Source organism: Mesorhizobium sp. M1163, from assembly GCF_040318415.1.
Lineage (GTDB): Bacteria > Pseudomonadota > Alphaproteobacteria > Rhizobiales > Rhizobiaceae > Mesorhizobium.
Window position 1 is genome coordinate 34,824 of record NZ_JAMYMF010000003.1, and the last position, 20,500, is coordinate 55,323.

The 20,500-nt window shown below is 63.4% G+C and carries 22 protein-coding genes; 10 read left to right on the plus strand and 12 right to left on the minus strand.

Features of this window, described 5'->3' with window-relative positions; genetic code table 11:
- The first annotated feature begins 24 nt into the window (after positions 1 to 24).
- The 4 genes from NKH43_RS03730 (at position 25) to NKH43_RS03745 (ending at position 3,600) form a co-directional block, all read left to right on the plus strand.
- A complete protein-coding gene (locus NKH43_RS03730; RefSeq protein WP_023719837.1) occupies positions 25 to 696 on the plus strand; it encodes a CvpA family protein in 672 nt (223 codons plus the stop codon).
- Between the two features lie 114 nt (positions 697 to 810).
- Positions 811 to 2,292, plus strand: a complete 1,482-nt coding sequence (purF, locus tag NKH43_RS03735) for an amidophosphoribosyltransferase (RefSeq protein ID WP_502896949.1) — start codon at positions 811 to 813, stop codon at positions 2,290 to 2,292.
- Positions 2,293 to 2,512: 220 nt separating this feature from the next.
- Entirely contained in the window at positions 2,513 to 3,253 is a 741-nt protein-coding gene (locus NKH43_RS03740) for an SDR family NAD(P)-dependent oxidoreductase (RefSeq protein ID WP_023719839.1), read from the plus strand.
- Between the two features lie 125 nt (positions 3,254 to 3,378).
- Complete coding sequence (locus NKH43_RS03745) at positions 3,379 to 3,600, plus strand: hypothetical protein (RefSeq protein ID WP_023719840.1); 222 nt, start codon at positions 3,379 to 3,381, stop codon at positions 3,598 to 3,600.
- A gap of 39 nt (positions 3,601 to 3,639) precedes the next feature.
- Here NKH43_RS03745 and NKH43_RS03750 read toward each other — a convergent pair whose 3' ends face one another.
- Entirely contained in the window at positions 3,640 to 4,146 is a 507-nt protein-coding gene (locus tag NKH43_RS03750; RefSeq protein WP_023719841.1) for an OsmC family protein, read from the minus strand.
- Positions 4,147 to 4,468: 322 nt separating this feature from the next.
- Between NKH43_RS03750 and NKH43_RS03755 the strand changes: the two genes are divergently transcribed.
- On the plus strand, positions 4,469 to 5,377 hold the full coding sequence (locus NKH43_RS03755) for a DMT family transporter (protein ID WP_023719842.1): 909 nt from the start codon (positions 4,469 to 4,471) through the stop codon (positions 5,375 to 5,377).
- Between the two features lie 200 nt (positions 5,378 to 5,577).
- On the opposite strand, the gene NKH43_RS03760 is transcribed toward NKH43_RS03755, so the two are convergent.
- A complete protein-coding gene (locus NKH43_RS03760; RefSeq protein ID WP_352856666.1) occupies positions 5,578 to 6,432 on the minus strand; it encodes a LysR substrate-binding domain-containing protein in 855 nt (284 codons plus the stop codon).
- A 114-nt stretch (positions 6,433 to 6,546) separates the two neighbouring features.
- Between NKH43_RS03760 and NKH43_RS03765 the strand changes: the two genes are divergently transcribed.
- Both NKH43_RS03765 and NKH43_RS03770 read left to right on the plus strand, forming a co-directional pair.
- Positions 6,547 to 6,954: a tautomerase family protein gene (locus NKH43_RS03765; protein ID WP_352856668.1), complete on the plus strand. Its 408-nt coding sequence runs from the start codon at positions 6,547 to 6,549 to the stop codon at positions 6,952 to 6,954.
- Between the two features lie 149 nt (positions 6,955 to 7,103).
- Complete coding sequence (locus NKH43_RS03770; RefSeq protein ID WP_352856669.1) at positions 7,104 to 9,326, plus strand: AMP-binding protein; 2,223 nt, start codon at positions 7,104 to 7,106, stop codon at positions 9,324 to 9,326.
- 24 nt (positions 9,327 to 9,350) lie between these two features.
- Here NKH43_RS03770 and NKH43_RS03775 read toward each other — a convergent pair whose 3' ends face one another.
- The 3 genes from NKH43_RS03775 to NKH43_RS03785 form a co-directional block, all read right to left on the minus strand.
- Positions 9,351 to 9,614 (minus strand): hypothetical protein, encoded by a 264-nt coding sequence (locus NKH43_RS03775; protein WP_023719845.1) that lies wholly within the window; start codon positions 9,612 to 9,614, stop codon positions 9,351 to 9,353.
- A 174-nt stretch (positions 9,615 to 9,788) separates the two neighbouring features.
- Positions 9,789 to 10,604: a CDP-alcohol phosphatidyltransferase family protein gene (locus NKH43_RS03780; RefSeq protein WP_023719846.1), complete on the minus strand. Its 816-nt coding sequence runs from the start codon at positions 10,602 to 10,604 to the stop codon at positions 9,789 to 9,791.
- Between the two features lie 3 nt (positions 10,605 to 10,607).
- A complete protein-coding gene (locus NKH43_RS03785; RefSeq protein WP_023719847.1) occupies positions 10,608 to 11,306 on the minus strand; it encodes a phosphatidylserine decarboxylase in 699 nt (232 codons plus the stop codon).
- A gap of 265 nt (positions 11,307 to 11,571) precedes the next feature.
- Between NKH43_RS03785 and NKH43_RS03790 the strand changes: the two genes are divergently transcribed.
- Complete coding sequence (locus tag NKH43_RS03790) at positions 11,572 to 12,438, plus strand: SMP-30/gluconolactonase/LRE family protein (protein WP_352814831.1); 867 nt, start codon at positions 11,572 to 11,574, stop codon at positions 12,436 to 12,438.
- A gap of 5 nt (positions 12,439 to 12,443) precedes the next feature.
- On the opposite strand, the gene NKH43_RS03795 is transcribed toward NKH43_RS03790, so the two are convergent.
- The 4 genes from NKH43_RS03795 to NKH43_RS03810 form a co-directional block, all read right to left on the minus strand.
- Positions 12,444 to 12,791, minus strand: coding sequence for a hypothetical protein (locus tag NKH43_RS03795; protein WP_023719849.1), 348 nt, complete (start codon positions 12,789 to 12,791; stop codon positions 12,444 to 12,446).
- An 88-nt stretch (positions 12,792 to 12,879) separates the two neighbouring features.
- Positions 12,880 to 14,766: an ABCB family ABC transporter ATP-binding protein/permease gene (locus NKH43_RS03800; protein ID WP_352814829.1), complete on the minus strand. Its 1,887-nt coding sequence runs from the start codon at positions 14,764 to 14,766 to the stop codon at positions 12,880 to 12,882.
- 21 nt (positions 14,767 to 14,787) lie between these two features.
- Positions 14,788 to 15,162 carry an ArsR/SmtB family transcription factor gene (locus tag NKH43_RS03805; protein WP_352494862.1) on the minus strand — a complete coding sequence of 125 codons (375 nt, stop codon included), beginning with the start codon at positions 15,160 to 15,162 and terminating at the stop codon, positions 14,788 to 14,790.
- 60 nt (positions 15,163 to 15,222) lie between these two features.
- Positions 15,223 to 16,722 (minus strand): LysM peptidoglycan-binding domain-containing protein, encoded by a 1,500-nt coding sequence (locus tag NKH43_RS03810; RefSeq protein ID WP_352814827.1) that lies wholly within the window; start codon positions 16,720 to 16,722, stop codon positions 15,223 to 15,225.
- A gap of 114 nt (positions 16,723 to 16,836) precedes the next feature.
- Between NKH43_RS03810 and NKH43_RS03815 the strand changes: the two genes are divergently transcribed.
- Positions 16,837 to 17,448 (plus strand): LOG family protein, encoded by a 612-nt coding sequence (locus NKH43_RS03815; RefSeq protein ID WP_023719853.1) that lies wholly within the window; start codon positions 16,837 to 16,839, stop codon positions 17,446 to 17,448.
- Between the two features lie 70 nt (positions 17,449 to 17,518).
- Here the strand turns inward: NKH43_RS03815 and NKH43_RS03820 are convergent, their stop codons facing one another.
- Positions 17,519 to 18,436 (minus strand): LysR family transcriptional regulator, encoded by a 918-nt coding sequence (locus NKH43_RS03820; RefSeq protein ID WP_352481839.1) that lies wholly within the window; start codon positions 18,434 to 18,436, stop codon positions 17,519 to 17,521.
- 118 nt (positions 18,437 to 18,554) lie between these two features.
- Here NKH43_RS03820 and NKH43_RS03825 point away from each other — a divergent pair, with 118 nt between their 5' ends.
- Positions 18,555 to 18,845: a muconolactone Delta-isomerase family protein gene (locus tag NKH43_RS03825; RefSeq protein ID WP_023719855.1), complete on the plus strand. Its 291-nt coding sequence runs from the start codon at positions 18,555 to 18,557 to the stop codon at positions 18,843 to 18,845.
- 54 nt (positions 18,846 to 18,899) lie between these two features.
- On the opposite strand, the gene rarD is transcribed toward NKH43_RS03825, so the two are convergent.
- Entirely contained in the window at positions 18,900 to 19,832 is a 933-nt protein-coding gene (rarD, locus tag NKH43_RS03830) for an EamA family transporter RarD (RefSeq protein ID WP_352481840.1), read from the minus strand.
- Positions 19,833 to 19,959: 127 nt separating this feature from the next.
- Positions 19,960 to 20,499 (minus strand): hypothetical protein, encoded by a 540-nt coding sequence (locus tag NKH43_RS03835; protein WP_352814825.1) that lies wholly within the window; start codon positions 20,497 to 20,499, stop codon positions 19,960 to 19,962.
- Position 20,500: the final 1 nt, after the last annotated feature.

Below are 20,500 nucleotides of genomic sequence, written 5' to 3' on the forward strand. Positions count from 1 at the left end.
AGAGATCGGAGCGGGGCGAAAAACATGCCGATTACGCTGCTTGACGGAATTCTCGTCGGCTTCACCCTGGTCTCGGCGATGCTCGCCATGGTTCGCGGCTTTTCGCGCGAGATCCTGTCGATCATCTCCTGGGCAGTTGCCGCTGCGGCGGCCTTCTTCTTCTACAAGCCGGTGCTGCCTTACATTCAGCCCTATATCGACAACGAAAAGGCAGCCATGGCGGCGGCCGCCGGTATCGTCTTCATTGTCGCGCTGATCGTCGTTTCGGTCATCACCATGAAGCTCGCCGACTGGATCATCGATTCCAGGATCGGCGCGCTCGATCGCACACTTGGCTTCCTCTATGGCGCGGCGCGCGGCATCCTGGTGGTCGCGGTCGCACTGCTGTTTTTCAATTGGCTGGCCGGCGCCAAAGCTCCAGGCTGGATTGCCAACGCCAAGTCAAAGCCGCTGCTCGAATCGATCGGTGCCAAGCTGGAAAGCCTGCTGCCCGAGGATCCGGAAAACGCCATCCTCAACAAGCTCAATCCGAATCAGCCGGCCACCGAGACGCCTCTGGCCCCCGACGCGCCTGCAGCGGAAGCACCTGCCGCCGGCGACGACGCCACTGCTCCGGCACCCGATGACAGCGACGCTCCGCCGGCCGACAATGCGCCCGCGACGCCGGCACCTGCAAACCCGGCGCCGGCAAACTGATTTCGGCAGACTTGCTCGCCTCGAGACTGTCGATCATGTGAACGTCGCACGACGTGCGTTGCTTTCGATGCGCTATGACCTTATATGGCGACTTTAGCGGAGCTTGAGCCCCCAATGGCAGTCTCAGTGGCAGACGCAGACGACGTGCTTTCCGCCGAAGCCGACGACCATTTCCACGACGAATGCGGCGTGTTCGGTATTTTCGGCCGGCAGGACGCCGCAGCCATCGTAACACTCGGCCTGCATGCGTTGCAGCATCGCGGCCAGGAAGCGGCCGGCATCGTTTCCTACGACGGCACTCAATTCCATGTCGAACGCCATGTCGGCCTGATCGGCGACACCTTCACCAAGCAGCGTGTCATCGACAGCCTGCAAGGCAACCGTGCCATCGGCCACACACGCTATGCCACCACCGGTGGCGCTGGCTTGCGCAACATCCAGCCTTTCTTCGCCGAACTTGCCGATGGCGGCTTTGCCGTCGCCCATAACGGCAATCTCACCAACGCCATGACCGTTCAGCGCGCCCTGCAGAAGCAGGGCGCCATCTTCTCTTCCACCTCCGACACCGAGACGCTCTTGCATCTGGTCGCCACCAGCAAGGAGCGCGACCTCAATTCGCGCTTCATCGATGCGGTGCGCCAGGTCGAAGGCGCCTTCTCGTTAGTGGCAATGACGTCCAAGAAGATGATCGGTTGCCGCGACCCGCTCGGTATCCGGCCGCTGGTGCTAGGCGATCTCGACGGCGCCTGGATTCTCGCCTCCGAAACCTGCGCGCTCGACATTATCGGGGCGCGTTTCGTGCGCGACCTGAAGCCCGGCGAAATGGTCGTCGTCACCAGCAAGGGCATCGAAAGCCTGTTCCCGTTCGAGCCGCAGAAGACCCGCTTCTGCATTTTCGAATATGTCTACTTCGCCCGGCCGGATTCTTCGGTCGAAGGCCGCAATGTCTACGAGGTACGCAAGCGCATCGGCGCCGAGCTGGCACTGGAGAGCCCGGTCGAGGCCGACATTGTCGTGCCGGTGCCGGATTCGGGCACACCGGCGGCGATCGGCTTTTCGCAGGCCGCGGGCATTCCGTTCGAGCTCGGCATCATCCGCAATCACTATGTCGGCCGCACCTTCATCCAGCCCGGCGATTCGATCCGCCACATGGGCGTCAAGCTCAAGCACAACGCCAATCGCCGCATGATCGAAGGCAAGCGTGTGGTGCTGGTCGACGATTCGATCGTACGCGGCACCACCAGCCAGAAGATCGTGCAGATGGTGCGCGATGCCGGCGCCAAGGAGGTGCATATGCGCATCGCCTCGCCGCCGACGCGCGCCTCGTGCTTTTACGGCGTCGACACACCGGAAAAGTCGAAGTTGCTGGCCTCGCGCATGTCGGTGGAGGAGATGGCCGAGTTCATCCGCGTCGATTCGCTCGGCTTCCTCTCGATCGACGGGCTCTACCGGGCCGTCGGCGAAGCCGGCCGCGACAACGAGCAGCCGCAATTCTGCGACGCCTGCTTCACCGGCCAGTATCCGACCCGGCTTGCCGATTTCGAAGGCTCCGACAATGTCCGCACGCTTTCGCTCTTGGCGGCGGGCGGGTCGTAAGGTTGCCGGATCGCCATTTGTCTTCGCCAGGTTACCCCCCTCTGCCCTGCCGGGCATCTCCCCCTCAAGGGGGGAGATCGGCTGAACTGTCGACTTTCGCCAATCGCGACGGTCGCAGAACAGGCGCTGAGCCTGATGAGGGCCAATCTCCCCCCTTGAGGGGGAGATGCCCGGCAAGGCAGAGGGGGGTGCTTCACGCCGACCTCATGGAAGTTCAAGCATGACCCTCGATCTCTCCGGCCGCGTTGCGGTCGTCACCGGCGCCTCGCGCGGTATCGGCTATTTCATCGCCAGGGAGCTTGCCGCAGCCGGTGCGCATGTGATTGCGGTTGCCCGCACCGTCGGCGGGCTGGAAGAGCTCGACGACCAGATCAAAGCAGGCGGCGGACAAGCGACGCTCGTCCCGCTCGATCTTGCCGACATGGCGGGGATCGACCGGCTGGGCGGCGCCATCCACGAGCGCTGGGGCAAGCTCGACATACTGGTCGCCAACGCCGCTGTGCTCGGCGTCATCGCCCCGATCGGCCATGTCGAGGCAAAGACCTTCGAGAAGGTGATGACCATCAACGTCACCGCAACATGGCGGCTGATCCGCTCGGTCGACCCGCTGCTGAGGCTTTCCGATGCCGGCCGCGCTATCGTGCTGAGCTCCAGCCTGGCCCACTCCGCACGCGCCTTCTGGGCGCCTTATGCGGCGTCGAAGGCGGCGGTCGAGGCCATGACGCGTTCGTGGGCCCATGAGACCGAAAACCTGCCGCTCAGGGTCAACGCCGCCGATCCCGGGGCAACGCGCACCGCGATGCGGGCGCAGGCCGTACCCGGCGAGTATCCGGAAACGCTGCCGCACCCTTCGGAGATCGCCAAGCGTATCGTGCCGTTGGCCAGCCCTGCGCTCAAGGAGACGGGGCTGATCTTCCAGGCCAAGCACAACCGCTTTGTCGCCTACCGGCAGCCGGAGTAAGCGGCCTTGCATCACGCGGCTGTGATGCCGTGGCTTAACGCCGCGCTTCGGCCCAGCTTTCGCCGCTTGGCCGGAGTTGCTAGGATCGCACCGACTCCCAAAACAAGCAGAGCGAGGAAACACCCATGGCGGCACCGAGCGTAGCGTTGGTCTGGTATCTGGTGATCGCCGGCCCGCAAGGCGGCATGGTCGTGCTGCCCAGCACCTTCGACACCCGCGAACAGTGCACCTCCGCCGTCACCGAATACCAGAAGCAGCCGACGCCGGCCGGCTGGTCGGTGCAGTGCGTGCCGAGTGCCTCGCCGTTCGCGGACGAGGGCGACGCCGAGGAGCCGTCGGCGCAGTAGGAGCGTCATCTCCTCCCTTGAGGGGGAGAGATTGGCACATCAGCGTCGCGCGCTTACCGTCAATTCGGGCTTCTGGCTGATGGTCTGGAGCACCACGCAGTAGCGCTCGGTCAACTTGATCAGCGCATCGATGCGCTCCTGCGGCTCGTCGGTGTCGAGGCCGAATGTCAGCCGGATGGCGCGGAAGCCAACAGGCGCATCCCTCGCCACGCCAAGCGTGCCGCGAAAGTCGAGATCGCCTTCGGCTTCCACTGTGGCGGCCCCAAGCTTGAATTCCAGCGCCGTGGCCACCGCCTTCAGCGTGACGCCGGCGCAAGCCACCAGCGCCTCCAGCAGCATGTCGCCGGAGCAGAGTTCGAGCCCGGTGCCGCCGGTCGCCGGATGCAGCCCGGCAATGGCGATCGCCCTGCCCGTCTCGACCTTGCAGGCGATCGATTGGTCGTCGATCGAGCCTTTGGCGCGGAGAGTAATCAGCGCGCGCGAGGCGTCGTCGCGATAGGCCTCCTTCAGCGGCGCCTGCATGGCCTTCAATGCAATCGCGTCCATTTCATTTCTCTCCCATAGTTGCCTGGCTTCGCTGCTTAACGGCGGTGTCGCCTGCCCCAAACGCAAGTCCCCGCTGGCGTAGCGCTTGGCAGGGTTTCGCCCGTATAGCCTGACGATACGGGGAGCATCCAACGCCTTCACACCCTCTCTCGCAACACATTCGTAAGGCCGCCGGACATATGGCCGATAACGCCATCCTGGAAACCCGCGAAAGGGCTTCGCCGGCAGCCTGTTCACCGGGGCTGCCGGTCTGCTGTTTCGATGCGACGCCTCGATCAAGCTGACACTATGGTGTCAGGACGGGGCAGCGTAGGCTGGTGAAATGACGGAATCGCTGGACATGTCAGGCACAGTGGAAAGCGCCCGCGAACGTACCCTTGGCATCATCCTGGTCTCGGCGTCGGCGGCCGTCTTCGGCCTCACCGGCGTGCTGACCAAATCGATCCATTCCGACCCGCTGACCATCACCTGCTGGCGCGGCTTCGTCGGCTCGATCCTGATCAGCCTCTATGTGCTATGGCGCCGCCAGCGCTCCGGCGGTCGCGACAGCCTGCGGCTCGGCTGGCGCGGCTGGCTGCTGGCGATCGAGGGCGCGCTCGCCAGCATCGCCTTCATCTCGGCGTTCAAGTTCACCTTTGTCGCCAATGTCGCCATCATCTATGCCACCGCCCCCTTCGTCACCGCGCTGCTGGCCCTCCTGTTGGTCCGCGAACCGTTCCGGCTGCAGACGCTTGCTGCCGCTGCCGTGTCACTATGCGGGGTGGCGATCATGGTCTGGTCGGGCTTCGGCACCGGCCATCTGTTCGGCGACGGGCTGGCGCTGCTGATGACGATCGGCAGCGCCCTCTACATGATCATGGTGCGCACCTTCCGCGATACGCCGGTGGTGTGGGCGGGTGCGGTGTCGGCATTCCTTTTGTTCGTGCTCGGCTGGTTCGTCACCGATCCGCTGGCCGTCTCGGCCAGGGACGCATTGCTTCTAGCCACCTTCGGCTCCTCGTTCGCGCTTGCCTCGATCCTGTGGACGGAGGGCGCCCGGCTCATTCCGGCGGCCGAGTCTGGACTGCTGGGTTCGGCCGAAGTGCCATTCGCGATCCTGTTCGCCTTCCTGTTCCTGGCGGAGATCCCGCCGGCGGCCAGCATGGTCGGCGGCGCAATCGTGCTTTGCGCGGTGTTCGCTCACGCCGGCCGTGACTGGCTGATGGCCAGGCAGCGCGCAGCGGATGCATGACCAAAATCCTCGCCACGCCCGAGGGCGAGTTGGAGGTCCGATCACGCGAAATCCGTGCCTGAAAATAAATTTTGAAAAGTCATGGAACCATCATCGGGCTCAGGCATTATGGCTGCGACGGGCCACCCCCAAGTCCCCCCAAACCCCTCGGCCCGTCCTACTCAGAAGCCGACCGCAAGGTCGGCTTTTTCTTTGCTGACTCAACTGGCCAAGCCCAGGTTGCCGCTGAACAACGCGGCCAGATCCTGCGCCGGCCGGTCGGCATCCTCACGCAAGCGGATGGCGAATTCGGCGATCGGCACCGGCGGCAGATCAAGATCGCGCGGCGCCTCGACGATGCCGGAATGAGCGAAGCGCGCCGTCCTCAACGTCAAAGCGATGCCAGCGTGTACCGCCGTACGCAGGCCGGCAAGGCTGGCACTGCCGGCAGCAATGCGATAGCGGCGGCCGGCCGCATCCAGTGCACTGGTCGCCGCTTCGCGAAACCCGCAATGGGGATCGAGCAGCGCCAAGGGCAATTCCTCTTGGCGGGTGGCCAAGCCGTTTTGTGAGCAAAGCCAGATCATTGGTTCCTTGAGCACGCCGACTTCGTCGCGTGTCGGCACCTGCCGCATGGCAATGGCCAGATCAAGGATGCCGGCCTGCAAAGCCTGCGCCAGTTCGGCGGAACGGCCGACGCGCAATTCGATCCTGACGCGCGGATGGCTGACGGCGAAGGCCCTGAGAAGCTGCGGCAAGCCGCTGTCGGCGAAATCCTGCGTCGTGCCGATGGCGACGCGCCCATCAGCATGCGCCCCTTTGAGGGCCAGCCACGCCTCGCGGTGCGCAGCAAGAATGCGCCGCGCGTGGCCGACCAGATCCTCGCCCGCCGGCGTCAGGCCACGCCCGCGCCCCTGCGGCGCCAGCAGCGGTTCGCCGACTACATCCTCCAGCCGCTGCATCTGCGCGGTCACCGCCGACGGCGAGCGGCCGACGATCGACGCAGCCTGCGCCAGCGAGCCGCTATCGACGAAAGCGAGGAAAGTTTTGAGAAGGTCGGGATCGAGCGCCTGCATAATTCGATAATATCTAAGTGTTTATCAAAAACAATTCGATTTTTCTGACGCAAGAACGATGGCATGATTTTCTCGACGGCGAAGAGACGCCGCTTGAAACCGAGGAGAAGAAACATGCCGATCATCAATGTCAGCGTTGCCGGCAAGCCCGATGCCGCTTTGTCCGCCGCTATTGCCAAGGAGGTAACCGAACTGACGGCCACGCATCTGCGCAAGGACGCGACGATCACAGCTGTCGCGATTTCCTATCTCGACCCCGAGCACTGGTTCGCCGGCGGCAAGTCGCTGGCCGAGCACGGCGCCAACACGGCTTGGCTCGACATCAAGGTCGTCGACGGCACCAACACCAAGCTCGAACTGGAGGCCTATCTCCAGGCAATCTTTGCAGCATTCGGCCGGCTGCTAGGCAAGGTCCATGAGGAAAGCTATGCCCTCGTGCACGAAGTGCCGGCGGCCGCGTATGGCTTTGGCGGCAAGACGCAGGAATTCCGCTTCATCAGCGGGAGGATGAAGGCGGCGTAGCTGCGATTTGTGGAGAAGGCAGCCGAGCCCACTGATAGCAGGAGAGACGGAAAAATGAAGCCGCATTGACGTTGATCCAACTTCGGCTAGGTTCTCACCCGAAGCGGCCACTGAAGAGCCGCGACGTGAGATTGTTGGGAGATGCGGCGATGATCCTGACACTGGCGCTGCTTGCGGGTCTTGTCACGGCCTGGCTGCTGATCGGCGTGGTGGAGAAGTTCCGCCTCGGCCTGCGCTTGAGCCAGGCGCTGCTCTACGTGCCGTTCAAGCTCGCCTACCGCATCAACGACGAGCGCATCAAGATTGCCCGCAAGTCGGCGGCCCCGATCATCTACGTCGTCTGGCATCAGTCGCGCCTCGAGCCGGCGCTGATGCTGTCGCTGCTGCCGGAGGACACGCTGCACATCCTCGACCCGGCTTCGGCCAGATCGCCTTGGCTGGAACCATGGCGCGAGCTTGGCCGCACCATCGCCTTCAACGCCGAGCATGTCTTCGTCAGCCGCAGACTGGTGCGGGTGCTGAAGGGCAAGGGCCGGCTCGCCGTTTACCTGCCGAATGCGGTCGAGCCCGACGTCAAGTCGTTTCGGTTGTTCCGCGCCATCACCCGTATCGCCATGCAGGCCGACGCTCGCATCGTGCCGATCTTCGTTGCCGGCGCGCGCAGCCTGCCGGCGTCGCTGACGCCGGCAGACAAGGCGCCGCGCCACTGGTTCCCGCAGCTGTCGATCAGCGCGCTGGAGCCGATGACCATCGCCGAGCTGGTGGCGCGGAATCCCAATCAGGCCTCCAATACCAATGCGCTGTTCGATCGCTTCGCCGAGGCCAGGCTTTTTGGCAGTGATCTCGACCGAGGGCTGTTCCTTGCCATGCGTGACGCCGCCGACCGTGTCGGCGCTTCGCACCCAATTATCGAAGACATCATCGGCGGTGCGCTGAGCTACCGGAAAATGTTTATCGGTGCCAGGGTTTTGGGCCGCCGCTTCGAGGCAATGACAGCGCCGAGCGAAGCGGTTGGGCTGCTCCTGCCCAACGCCAATGGCCTCGTGCTGGCGTTCGTCGGTGTTTTGTCGGCTGGGCGAGTGGCAGCAATGATCAACTATACCGCCGGCCCAGCGAGCGTCACCGCCGCCATCCGCACGGCGGTGATCCGCACCGTGGTCTCCTCACGCGCCTTTGTCGAAAAGGCCAACCTCGCCGACATAGTCGAGGCGGTGGAAAAGGGCGGAGCGAAACTGCTGTGGCTGGAGGATGTTCGCGCAAGCGTGACCGTGCTGGACAAGCTCGCTGCCGCCTTGCTGTGGCGATGGCCGTTGCAGCGCCAGGATGCAGCCAAGCCGGCGGTGATCCTGTTCACCTCCGGCTCGGAAGGCACACCCAAGGCAGTTGTGCTGTCGCACCGGAACCTTCTTGCCAATGCCATGCAGGCCGAAGCCCGCATCACCATCTCGCCGGTCGACATCCTGCTCAACGTGCTGCCGGTGTTCCACTCGTTCGGCCTGACCGGTGGCACCATCTTGCCGCTGGTCACCGGCGTAAAACTGTTCCTCTACCCCTCACCGCTCCACTACAAGCTTATTCCGGAGGTGGCGCGCAAGGTCCGGCCAACGGTGATGTTCGGCACCGACACGTTCCTCGCCAACTATGCCCGCACCGCCAAGGACGGCGATTTTTCCAGCCTGCGCTTTGTCGTCGCCGGTGCCGAGGCGGTGAAGCCGGAGACGCGCCGGGTTTATCGCGAACGCTTCCAGGCCGAGATCATCGAAGGTTTTGGCTTGACCGAGGCCGCACCGGTGGTTGCCGTCAACACCGCCATCCACGGTCGCGACGGCACGGTCGGGCGGCTGCTGCCGGCCATGCGCATGAAACTCGAACCGGTCGAAGGCATTAGCGACGCCGGCCGGCTGTGGCTCGACGGGCCGAACCTGATGATGGGCTACATGACCGCCGATCGGCCGGGCGAGCTACAGCCGCTCGAAGGCTGGCACGACACCGGCGATATCGTCTCGGTCGATCGCGAAGGCTTCATCACCATTCGCGGCCGCGCCAAGCGCTTCGCCAAGATCGCCGGCGAGATGGTATCGCTTGGTGCGGTCGAGATGCTGGTGCAGTCGCTGTGGCCGGAAGAGCATCACGCCGTGGTGGCGGTGCCGGACAGACGGCGCGGCGAGCGCCTCGTCCTGGTCACCACCGCCGACAGTGCCAATCCCGACGAATTGCGCGAATTCGGCAAGAAGGCCGGGGCGGCCGAACTGATGGTACCGAACGACATCGTCAAGGTCGAGGAAATCCCGGTGCTGGGCTCGGGCAAGACCGACTATGTCTCGACAAGAAAGCTGGCGCTCGAGAGGCTGGGACTGAGCGCTGCCGCCTGAGGTTTTCCAGACCTTTCCAAAACTCTAGAGGACCACTACCGATAACAGCAGAATGACGCCGACGGCCATCATCAGCAGGCCCGGCCAATTCTGTGACAAGCCGAGAAAACGGAGCCCGCGCCGCCGCGGCTCCAGAGTCGGACCTGGTGTTGCGAGATTGGGCCTCGGGCTATCCGGCGCGGTGGAGACAGCGGCCGGCTCACTGAGCCGCCCGCGCATGATGGCTGCAACCGCCATATATACGAGGCCGGCGACAGTCAGTAATGCGCCAATGAGGATGACAGCCATTTCTCGTATTCCGATGATTCTGGGCCCGATGCGGCAGCTTGCGCGACGTTGACGATCACGAGCAGTCGCTCAAACGGACCTACCGACACAAACGGTCAGGCGCCCAGCAAGTTCCGAAAACGTGGTTTTGAAGGGTGTTCCACAGCGCCGCGTGCGAAATTGGCACCAAATCTGTCAGCCGATGTCCGAGGACGGTACCTTCTCGCCTTCGCGCTTGGCGCGTCTGGAATAGGCGCGCACGCTGAATGGCAAAAACAGCAAATAGCCGGCAACCGAAGCCGTCAGCGTATACCAGGGATAGGTCATCAAAAGCAGGACGTAGAGGACGACTGCGAGGATGATCGGCAGCACTCTGTCGCCCGGTATCCTGACGCTCTTGCCGGAATAGACGGGCAGTCGGCTGACCAGCAGGAACGCCACCAATATTGTAAAGCCGGTGGCAATGAAGGCCGCCAGGCGGCTGGGTTCAAGGCCAAGCCTGAGGAAGAACAGATAGAGCGGCAGCATCACCAGCACCGCACCCGCCGGCGCCGGCACGCCAACGAAATATTCGGTTTGCCACTGCGGACGGTCGAGCTCTTCGTCGAGCACGTTGAAGCGGGCAAGCCTCATCCCACAGGCGATGGTAAACAGCAGCGCCGCGATCCAACCCGGCGAACCTGCCCTGTCGAGCAGAAAGGCATAAAGCACTAGCGCCGGTGCCACGCCGAAATTGACGATATCGGCCAGCGAATCCATCTGGGCGCCGAATTTGGAGGTCGCCTTCAGCATTCGCGCCAGGCGGCCGTCGATACCATCGAGGAAGGCGGCGAGCAGTACCATCACCACCGCCGGCTCGAAGCGGCCTTCGAAGCCGAAGCGGATGCCGGACAGGCCGGCGCAGATGGCAAGCACGGTGACCAGATTGGGCAGCACCATGCGCATCGGGATTTCACGGATGCGCGGGCCGCCGCCGCCATGCGCCTCGAATTTCTTGAACGGCGGGGCCACCGGTCAGGAGATCCGCACGAGCGGCGTTGCGGCAACGCCGCCGAATTCCGCCAGCACCGTCTCACCGCCTACCGCCGTCTGGCCGACGGCAACGCGCGGCGTCGCCGTCGAGGGCAGGAATACGTCCACGCGCGAGCCAAAGCGGATCAGCCCGAAGCGCTCGCCGGTGCCGATGGCGCCGCCGGTCTCGGCCCAGCAGACGATCCGCCGCGCCACCAGGCCGGCGATCTGCACCGCAGCCACCGTGCCGTTGGGGCTCTCTATGACCAGCCCGTTGCGTTCGTTCTCGGTGCTTGCCTTGTCGAGTTCGGCGTTGAGGAATTTTCCTGGCCGATGCTCGATCCTGGAAATGCGGCCACGCACCGGGGCGCGGTTCACGTGGCAGGAAAAGACATTCATGAATACCGAGATGCGGGTCATTTCGCCGCCGCCGAGGCCAAGCTCGCGCGGCGGCACGGCCGGGCCGACGGCCGAGACGATGCCGTCCGCCGGGCTGACAACCAGCCGGTCGTCGATCGGCGTGACACGCTCGGGATCGCGGAAGAAATAAGCGCACCACGCGGTCAGAATGAGACCGATCCAGAACAGGGTCGAGGAGAAATAGCCAAGAAAAAGCGTCGCCGCGCCGAACGCAGCGATAAAGGGATAACCCTCGCGATGGATCGGAACGAACGCATTTTTGATCGTGTCAACGAGGCTCATGGGATGAGGGCAACCTTGGTTCCAAGTCCGGCCTCAATAGCGGAAACACCCCTTCGCCGCAACGCGACAATCAGGCGGTCGGGTGTTGGCGGTCGTGCCGCCTCAGGGGCGTCCTTGGCAGCATCCGGACTGCCGAAGTGGTCAACCGGAAATATGTTGATTGCGATTGTCGGCACGAAGCCCCCACGCCCGTCCTTGGCAAGACAGCGCCTCTCATCGGCCTTTCGGCCGTGACGATTTGCGCAAACCCGGAGGTTCTCGGCCCATGCAGAAATCAGCAGCCAGGCAAGCGCAAGTGGTGATGAACGGTCTGGCCTTTGGCGAGTCGCCTCGCTGGCACGATGGCCGGCTGTGGTTCTGCAACTGGGGCACAGGCCAGATCATCGCCATTGACGCCCTAGGCAACAGCGAGATCGCGCTCATCGTGCCGGCCACCCTGCCCTACTCCATCGACTGGCTGCCGGACGGGCGGCTGCTTGTCGTGTCCGGCCGCGAAGGGCTGATCCTCAGGCAGGAGGCTGACGGGACATTGGTCACCCATGCCGATCTGAGACATCTGTCGAAGTGTCCATGGAACGAGATCGTCGTCGACGGGCGCGGCAACATCTACGTCAATGGTGGTGGGCCGGCTCCGGCTTCCGGCCAGCATTTCGGCCCCGGCACCATCGTGCTGGTTACACCGGACGGCTCGGCTCGGCAGGTGGCTGAGAATCTCGCCTTCGCCAATGGCATGGCAGTGACGCCCGACAACAAGACGCTTGTCGTTGCCGAATCCCACGCCAACCGGCTGACCGCCTTCGACATCGCTGCCGATGGCCACCTTTCCAATCGGAGAGTCTGGGCCAATCTTGGCAACGGTTTTCCCGACGGCATCTGCCTCGATGCCGAAGGTGCCGCCTGGTACGCCGACGTTCCGAACAGGCATTGCGTGCGGGTGCGCGAGGGCGGCACAATGCTCGAAAGCGTCGACGTCGATCGCGGCTGTTTTGCCTGCATGCTCGGCGGCAGCGAGGGAAAAACGCTGTTCATCGTGGCCGCCGAATGGCGCGGCTTCGAACATATGATCAGCGATGCCCGTACCGGCCAGGTGCTCAGCATCGAGGCTACCGCGCCGGGAGCAGGCTGGCCATAGAGAGCTTACACCGCGGGAATCCGCTGGTAATTAGCGATATCGGCCCTGACGCCAAGTCGCGCAATGGTCTCCTGAGGATTGAAGCCGATGCGCTCATGCGCGGCCTTGATGATCGGCACGACCTTATCGACAGCGGCCTGCCCTTCCCATTCGACAATGGTCACGAGGTTGAACTCCCCCGGCCCCGAGAATTGCTCGAGCAGGAAATCCTGGACGAACCCTTGCTGCTGGCGCAGCAATTCATGCGTCATCCGGACCTTGGCAAGAATCTCCTCGCGAGCGTTGGCCGGAACGACAAACTTGTCCACCCGGAATACGCTGCCGCCACTAACTGCCTGATTTATCCCATTCATATCGATTGTCTCCGTTTTTGAACGACGCATCTTGCTGCGATCCAAAACGGCCTACGATCTCAACTTAAGTTGAGGTCAAGCACGAATTTCAGCTCACCTCCGAGGTGCGGCGGCGGACGACGACGCCGAACTCGTCGCTTTCGCGGGCAATGCGCAGCCGCTCCTCGGCCTCGCTTGCCTCGCGCTGCCGGTCCCACATCGATGCATAAAGGCCGCGCTTGGCCATCAAGGCGGCATGGGTGCCGCGCTCGGCGATCTGGCCGTCCTGCAGGACGATGATCTCGTCGGCCGAAATCACTGTAGACAGTCGATGGGCGATGACGAGGGTGGTGCGGCCCTGGCTGACCAGGTCCAGTGCCGCCTGGATCTCCTGCTCGGTGTGGCTGTCCAGCGCCGAGGTCGCCTCGTCGAGCATCAGGATCGGCGGTGCCTTCAAGATGGTGCGGGCAATCGCCACCCGCTGCTTCTCGCCGCCGGACAGTTTCAGCCCGCGCTCGCCCACCATTGAGCGATAGCCGTCGGGCAGCCGCTCGATGAACGGTCCGATCTGGGCCAGTTCTGCCGCCTTGCGCACATCCTCCTCGCTGGCGCCGATGCGGCCGTAGCGGATGTTGTAGGCGATGGTGTCGTTAAACAGCACCGTGTCCTGCGGCACCATGCCGATGGCGGCGCGCAAGCTCTCCTGCTTGACGTCGCGAATGTCCTGGCCGTCGATCAGAATCTTGCCGCGCTGAATGTCGTAGAAACGAAACAAAAGCCGCGAAATGGTCGACTTTCCGGCTCCGGAGGGGCCGACGATGGCCACCGTCTTGCCGGCCGGCACCTCGAAGCTGATGCCCTTCAGGATCTTGCGGTTGGGGTCGTAGGAAAAATGCACGTCACGGAACTCGACCTTGCCGGCATCGACGACCAGTGGCTTGGCGCCCGCCCGATCGACGATCTCGCGCTTGACGTCGAGCAGATCGAACATGTTTTCGATGTCGGTCAGGCCCTGGCGAATTTCGCGGTAGATCATGCCGATGAAATTCAGCGGCACCGAAAGCTGCATGAGCATGGCGTTGACGAAGACGAAATCGCCGACGCTCTGCGTGCCTGCCTTCACCTCGAGCGCCGACAGCACCATGACGACGGTCATGCCGATGCCGAAGATCACGCCTTGGCCGAAGTTCAGCCAGCCAAGCGAGGTCCAGGTCCTGGTCGCCGCCACCTCATAGCGCGCCGTGGAACGGTCGAAGCGCTCGGCCTCCATGGCTTCGTTGTTGAAATATTTGACTGTTTCGTAGTTAAGCAGCGAATCGATCGCCTTCGTGCTGGCTTCATTATCGCTGTCGTTCATCTCTCGGCGGATCGAAATACGCCAATCGCTCGCCCTGACGGTGAACCACACATAGAGCCAGACCGTGACCGCGATCACCAGCACGTAAAGCCAGCCATAGGTGACGGCGAAGATGCCGGCGGTGAGCGCGAATTCGACGATCGTCGGCGCCGTCGCCAGCATGGTGAAGCGGACGATCGTCTCGATGCCCTTGGTGCCGCGCTCGATGACACGCGACAGGCCGCCGGTGCGCCGTTCGAGGTGGAAGCGCAGTGACAATTCATGCATGTGTACGAAGGTGCGGAAGGCGAGCCGGCGCACGGCATGCTGGCCGACCCGTGCAAACAGGGCGTCGCGCAACTGGTTGAAGCCGAGTTGCACCAGCCGCACGGCATTGTAGGCGACGACCAGCATGACCGGCGCCAGCAGGAAGGCCGGCAGCGGCGGCGGAGATTTGGCGTCGCCGGCCAGTGCGTCGGTCGCCCATTTGAAGAAATAGGGTCCGGCCACCAGGGTCAGCTTGGCGGCAACCAGCAGCACGGTTGCCCACACAACCCGCGCCCTCAGGTCGGCGCGGTCGGCCGGCCACATATAGGGCCAGAGATTGCGCAACGTTCTGAAGGTCGAGCCGGAATCGGCGGAAACGGTTTTCTCGGCCATTCTTGTTTACCTTTTTATATCTTAGCGGCCGGAGCAGCAGGAATCGACCAGCGCGGCCAGCGACGCGGAAACATCGGCGAGCGCAGCACGGTCGAGCTCATAGCGCGAGCGCTGGCGGTCAGGCTCGAAGCGGATAAGCCCGGCTTCGACCAGAATCTTCAAATGCTGGGAAACGGTGGACTGCGCCAGGTCGAGATGCTCGACGACCTCGCGACAGCAGCAGGAACGGCTTGCGGAAAGGTGTTTGAGAATTTCGATCCGCGCCGGATGCGAAAGGGCCGCGAGCCGGACAGCGACGGAGCGGCTATCCGGCGTACAGTTGGCCGGCGTGCAGTTGGCCGGCGCGTGTTCATCTGCCGCGCGGCGTCGGTCCGTTACGAGGGAGGATTCGGTCATCGTCCATCGGCGATAAACGATGACTGGCCCTGCCGCAAGCTATCCTGATGGGCAGAACGGCTACTCAGTCTTGACTGGCGCCGTCGTCATCTGGTCGCCCATTGCCTTGAGATCGGCGGGCTCGCCTTCTTTCGATTTCTCCGGCACCTTGAACACCTGCCCCGGCCAGATGCGGTTCGGATTGCTGATCTGGTCCTGGTTGGCGAGATAGATGGTCGAGTAGCGCATGCCCTGGCCATAGACCCGCCGCGAAATCCGCCACAGCGTGTCATGGCGGCGGATGATGACTGCGCCATCGGCATGTTCGAGCTTGGGGCCTACGGTCTCGGGAGCTTCGCCCGGAGGCGTCGCGACGGCCATTTCGGCCGGGGCCTCGGTGGCAGGAATGGGGGCAGTTGCGGGCGTTTCGGCGGCTGTCGCCGGTGCGGCTTCGGTGGCCGGAGCGTTCGGCTCGGCTGGTTTTACCTCGGCAGGCTTTGGCTCGGCGGGTGCGACGGCGGCAACCGCCTCGCCCGGCTCGCGTTCGAACGGCACGGCGGCACGAGCCACCACCGTCACCCCGTCGGCGTCGAGCGCGTCGACATGGATGGTGTAGGTGCCGACCGGGACGTCGCGTGTCGCTTCGACCAGGAAGTGGCGGTCGGGCGAGGTCTTCGCGTCGCCGAGCAGGATATCATTGGCATAGGCGCGCACCTTGCGGCCGGGATCGGCGACCCCGGCAACGAAAATCTTGTTGCCGTCGATTTCGACGGCTTCGACGACGACCTTGGGCTCCGCCGTGGAAGTAGCAGGCGCTGCCGGCGTGGCGGGCGCTGCCGGAGCCGGTGCGGCTTCAACAGCGGCCGGCGCGGCAGAAGCAGGCGCTGCTGGAACATCAGCCGCCGGGGCGGCCGGCGCTGCGGCAGCCGGCAATTCGGTGCCGGTGGCGGGTGGCTGAACGGCCGCCTGTTCGCCGGTTGGCGGCGAGGCGTCAGATTTTGCCTCAGGGGCAGGAACAGTGAGCAGTTCGGACGGCTTTCCCGGCTCCTCGACCATTGCCAGCACTTGACCGGTGGAATTCTGGGGAATCGAAACGACGGCGGTCTGCGCCGAGGCGGTCACGACATTGTCGGCCGTAGAGCGAAGCGTGATCGTATAGTCGCCGGGCTTCAGCGGATCGTCGAGAATAATGGCAAAGGCGCCGTCGGGACCGGCGACCGTCGAGCCGAGCACAGTCGAACCGTTGAGAATCTCGACCTTGGCGTTGGGCGCTGCATTGCCGGCGACGACGATCGAGCCGTTGCTTTCGACGCGCACGATGTCGAAGGTCGGCACGATCGCACCTGCAGCGGCCGGCGCGGCGGGCGTCGCCGCATCGGTGGACGCGGCGGGCGCAGACGGCAGCCGCCCCTCGGTTGCCGGAGCGACCGGTTTCGAAACCGGCGGCGTCAGCGCCGCGACTTCCGCAGGCGGGGTAGAATTGAGATACGGGTCGAGTGCGCCCGATACATAGGCGGTTCCCGCCGCAGCGACGGAGCCGCCAGCCGCGAACAAAAACGCCTTCAACGGATTAATTGCCATGTTTCCCTGCCCCTTAGCCACCTAATTTCGGTCTAGCCTGTTTTGCCAAAGCCGACAAGAAAAAGCCCGCTCCGGGGCTTGACCATGCCAATAGTCCCTATCACCAATCATAACATGAACACGATTCGATCTGTCTGCGTCTATTGCGGCTCGTCCCCGGGCCGAGATGAAACCTATATCAAGGCCGGACACCTGCTTGGCCGCTCGATCGCCAAGTCCGGCCTGCGTCTGATTTATGGCGGCGGCACTAAAGGTATCATGGGTGCCGTCGCTGAAGGGGCATTAAAGGCCGGCGGCAAGGTAACGGGCATAATTCCACGTTTTCTGATCAACCGGGAGGCGACCGAAACCGCGCTTGACCGGCTCGACGAGCTCGTCATCACCGACAACATGCACGAGCGCAAACACAGGATGTTCGAGAAATCCGACGCCTTTGTGGCGTTGCCCGGCGGCATCGGCACCGTCGAGGAGATCGTCGAGATCATGACTTGGGCGCAGCTCGGACATCATCGTAAGCCGATCGTCTTCGGCAACGTCGGAGGGTTCTGGGATCCGATGCTGGCGCTGCTCGACCACATGGCAACGGAAGGCTTCATCCACACCGCGCAGCGGGTCAAGCCGCTGGTGGTCGAGGACCCGGAAGCGATCGTAGCCGCCATCATGGTGGCGGGATCCTCCGTCGATGCACCGACGGAGGGCGTGCAGTCGGTGATTGATAAAATGTAGAGTGAGTAGGGAGTAGGGAGTAGGGAGTAGGGATAGACACGCGCGCCGGTTCGGAAGGTGTTGTACTTTACTATTCACTATTCACTATTAACTCCTTCATTAACTCCTTCCCTACTGCCTTCCTTAAGTCCGCGATGACCGCCCGCTTGTCCTGACGTCGCCAGGCGAGATGGATCGAGACGGTGCGTTCGAACCACGGCAGATCGCGAAACACGATCTGAGGCGGCGCGGCACTCCGCAGGCTGGCCTGCACCGTCGCCAGCCCAAGCCCGGCGCTGACCAAGCCCAACGACGTCAACGGATCGGTCGTCTCATAGGCTATGTCGGGCAGGAAACCGGCCTTCGCACAGGCGGCGAGAAATTGGCTGCGGTTGGTGTCGTCAGGCTGGCGCACCACCGTGATCCAGGTGCGTCCGTCCAGTTGCTGCGGCAGTATCTCCGCGATTTCGGCCAATGGATCGCTTTCCGGCATCGCCAGAACCAGAGGCTCGCGCATGATGAGCAAGGCGGCGATGTCGGGATCGTCGGCAGAAGGAGGCGTGTAGACGAGGCCCAGATCGAGCGATCGTTCGCGCAGCGCTTCGATCTGCGCGGCGGAACGCTGGCCCTTCAGTTGAAGATGAAATTCGGGCCGGTCGCGGCGAAACTGGCGCAGCATCCGAGCGACAAGCCCGGCATGGACCGCACCTTCGACATAGCCGATGGCGAGACGGCCGACCGTACCGCTGGCGAGATTGCGGCCGAGCTCCTCCAGCCGTCTTGCATGGGCCAGCAGCGCACGCGCCTCGGTAAGAAAGGCGCGGCCTTCGGGATTGAGATGAACACGCTGCCTCGCCCTCTCGAATAATGTGATGCCCAGTTGCTGCTCCAGCTGCATGATCTGGCGGCTGAGCGGCGACTGCGAGATGTGGAGCAATTCGGCGGCACGCCCGACATTGCCGGTTTCGGCCACCGTGATGAAATAGCGGAGCTGGCGCAGGTCGAACATTGTTGCTCCGATGCTCAAGTCCCGTGAGGTCTCAACTTTAGCCTAATCAGTCTTGGACTGTCTGGCCAGCCGAAGCGAATATTTTCGCCATTCCAACGGCCAACATCAGGAGATTCCGATGCAGTTCTTTGCCCTTCTTGTGCGCAACACCGAAAAGTTCACCGACGCCGATTTCGCGCCTCTGCTGCCCGGCGAGGCCGAGCAGCGCCGCACGCTCTATGCCGAAGGCGCCGTGCGTCAGGTGTGGAATCGAGGCGACATTCCCGGCAGCGGCATGATGTTCGAGGCCGGCAGCGATGCCGACGTGCGCAGCCATCTCGCAACCTTGCCGCTGGTCAAGGCCGGCATGATGGACATTGCCGCCGTCGTGCCGCTGCAGCCCTATCCAGGCTTCGGGCCGAAGCGCTGAGCGACCGTGAAAGAGGCGGCTGCCGGCATTAGGCTCGCCAGCCGCCTTTCTTCGTTACGCGGATCGAGCGGATGCGGCGACGGTCTTGCGCGCCGAAGAAAACATCGACCAGGAGTACATCGCCAGCGCCGCCCAGATCAGGCCGAAGGCGATGGCCTGAACGCTGCCGAAGGGTTCGCCGAAAATCAGCACCGCGATCAAAAAGACGATTGTCGGCGCGATATATTGCATGATGCCGATGGTGGAGAGGCGCAGCAGCCTGGCGCCGAACGCAAACAACAGCAGCGGCACGGCGGTGACCGGTCCGCAGCCGACCAGCAAGGCGGTGTCGTTCAAGGAGCTGGAGACGAAATGATCCTGTCCTGTGGCGATCAGGAAGACGATGTAGCCGAGCGCCGGCACCGACAGTAGCAGCACTTCGAGCAGGAAGCCCTGGCTTGGACCAATTGGCAGCGTCTTGCGGAAGAAGCCATAGGCGGCAAAGGAAAAGGCCAGCACCAGCGACACCCAGGGCAGCTTGCCAGCGTCGATGGTTAGCACCGCGACGGCGATTGCCGCGAGCACCACCGCCGCGATCTGCAGGCGGTCGAGCCGTTCGCCGAGCAGCAGCGCGCCGACAACGACGCTGACCAGCGGGTTGATGTAATAGCCAAGCGCGGTCTCGATCGTGCGGTCGACCGCGATCGCCCAGACATAGATGCCCCAGTTGACCGAGATCAGCGCCGCCGTCAGCAGCGCCATCGAAATGATGCGCGGCGAACGAACGGCCGCTTTGAAATCGGCAGTGCGGCCCGCCCAGACCAGGACGGCGGCCGCGATCGGCACCGACCAGACGATGCGGTGGGCGATGACTTCGGCCAGCGGCAGATGCGCGACAGCCTTCATGTAGAAGGGCAGCAGCCCCCAAAGCAGGTAGGCGCCGAGCGCCAGCAAGAAGCCGCGACGAGCTTTGGTATCGGCCTCGATTTGAAGTACTTGGGTAGCCATGGCCCAAGGCTATGCGCCAGCGGCCCCGGCAAGACCATCGCAAAGTTCTGATGGATCAATGGAGTCTCGCTGATGGTTCAAGAACCCGGAGTTTTCACCAGTTCATTGAAATGCGCGAAGCCCGCAGTCATTTGGTCTCGCCGGGCGCAGGCACCAATTCCATGAATTCCGCTCCAACGGTGTCGTGACGAAAGCCCGTCACGCATCCTGCCACCTCGATCGGAATATCTGCGATAAAGTCTATGGCGGCAGCACCTGCGTCCTCGCGATCCTGATCTGCGAAGCGCTCGCGGCGGATCTCCTCGAAACAGGATGGAAGGTTTCCTGTCGCTTCCAGGTTGCGCGCACCGTCTGCGCTGGTGTGTCGTATGCTCCAGACTTCGTGCCCGTCGCGCCACTGTTCGGCCCATTGCAGCATGACCGTATCGATATTGTGAACGACGACAATGTCCCTGCCCGTCGAAAGGTTAGCCAGGCGCTTCTCGTCCACCAGGTCCATGTTCACGTCGTTAAAAATGACGACAGACCAATTTTGACCAACCGTCACGCCATTGTAGTCAAAATCAAAAACCTCGTCCGATTGTCCGCTCTGAGCCAGACCGAAAGCCAGCGCTGCCTTCGCGAGTGGCAGACCATTGAATGCGACCCAGCTTATCGTGAAGCCCATT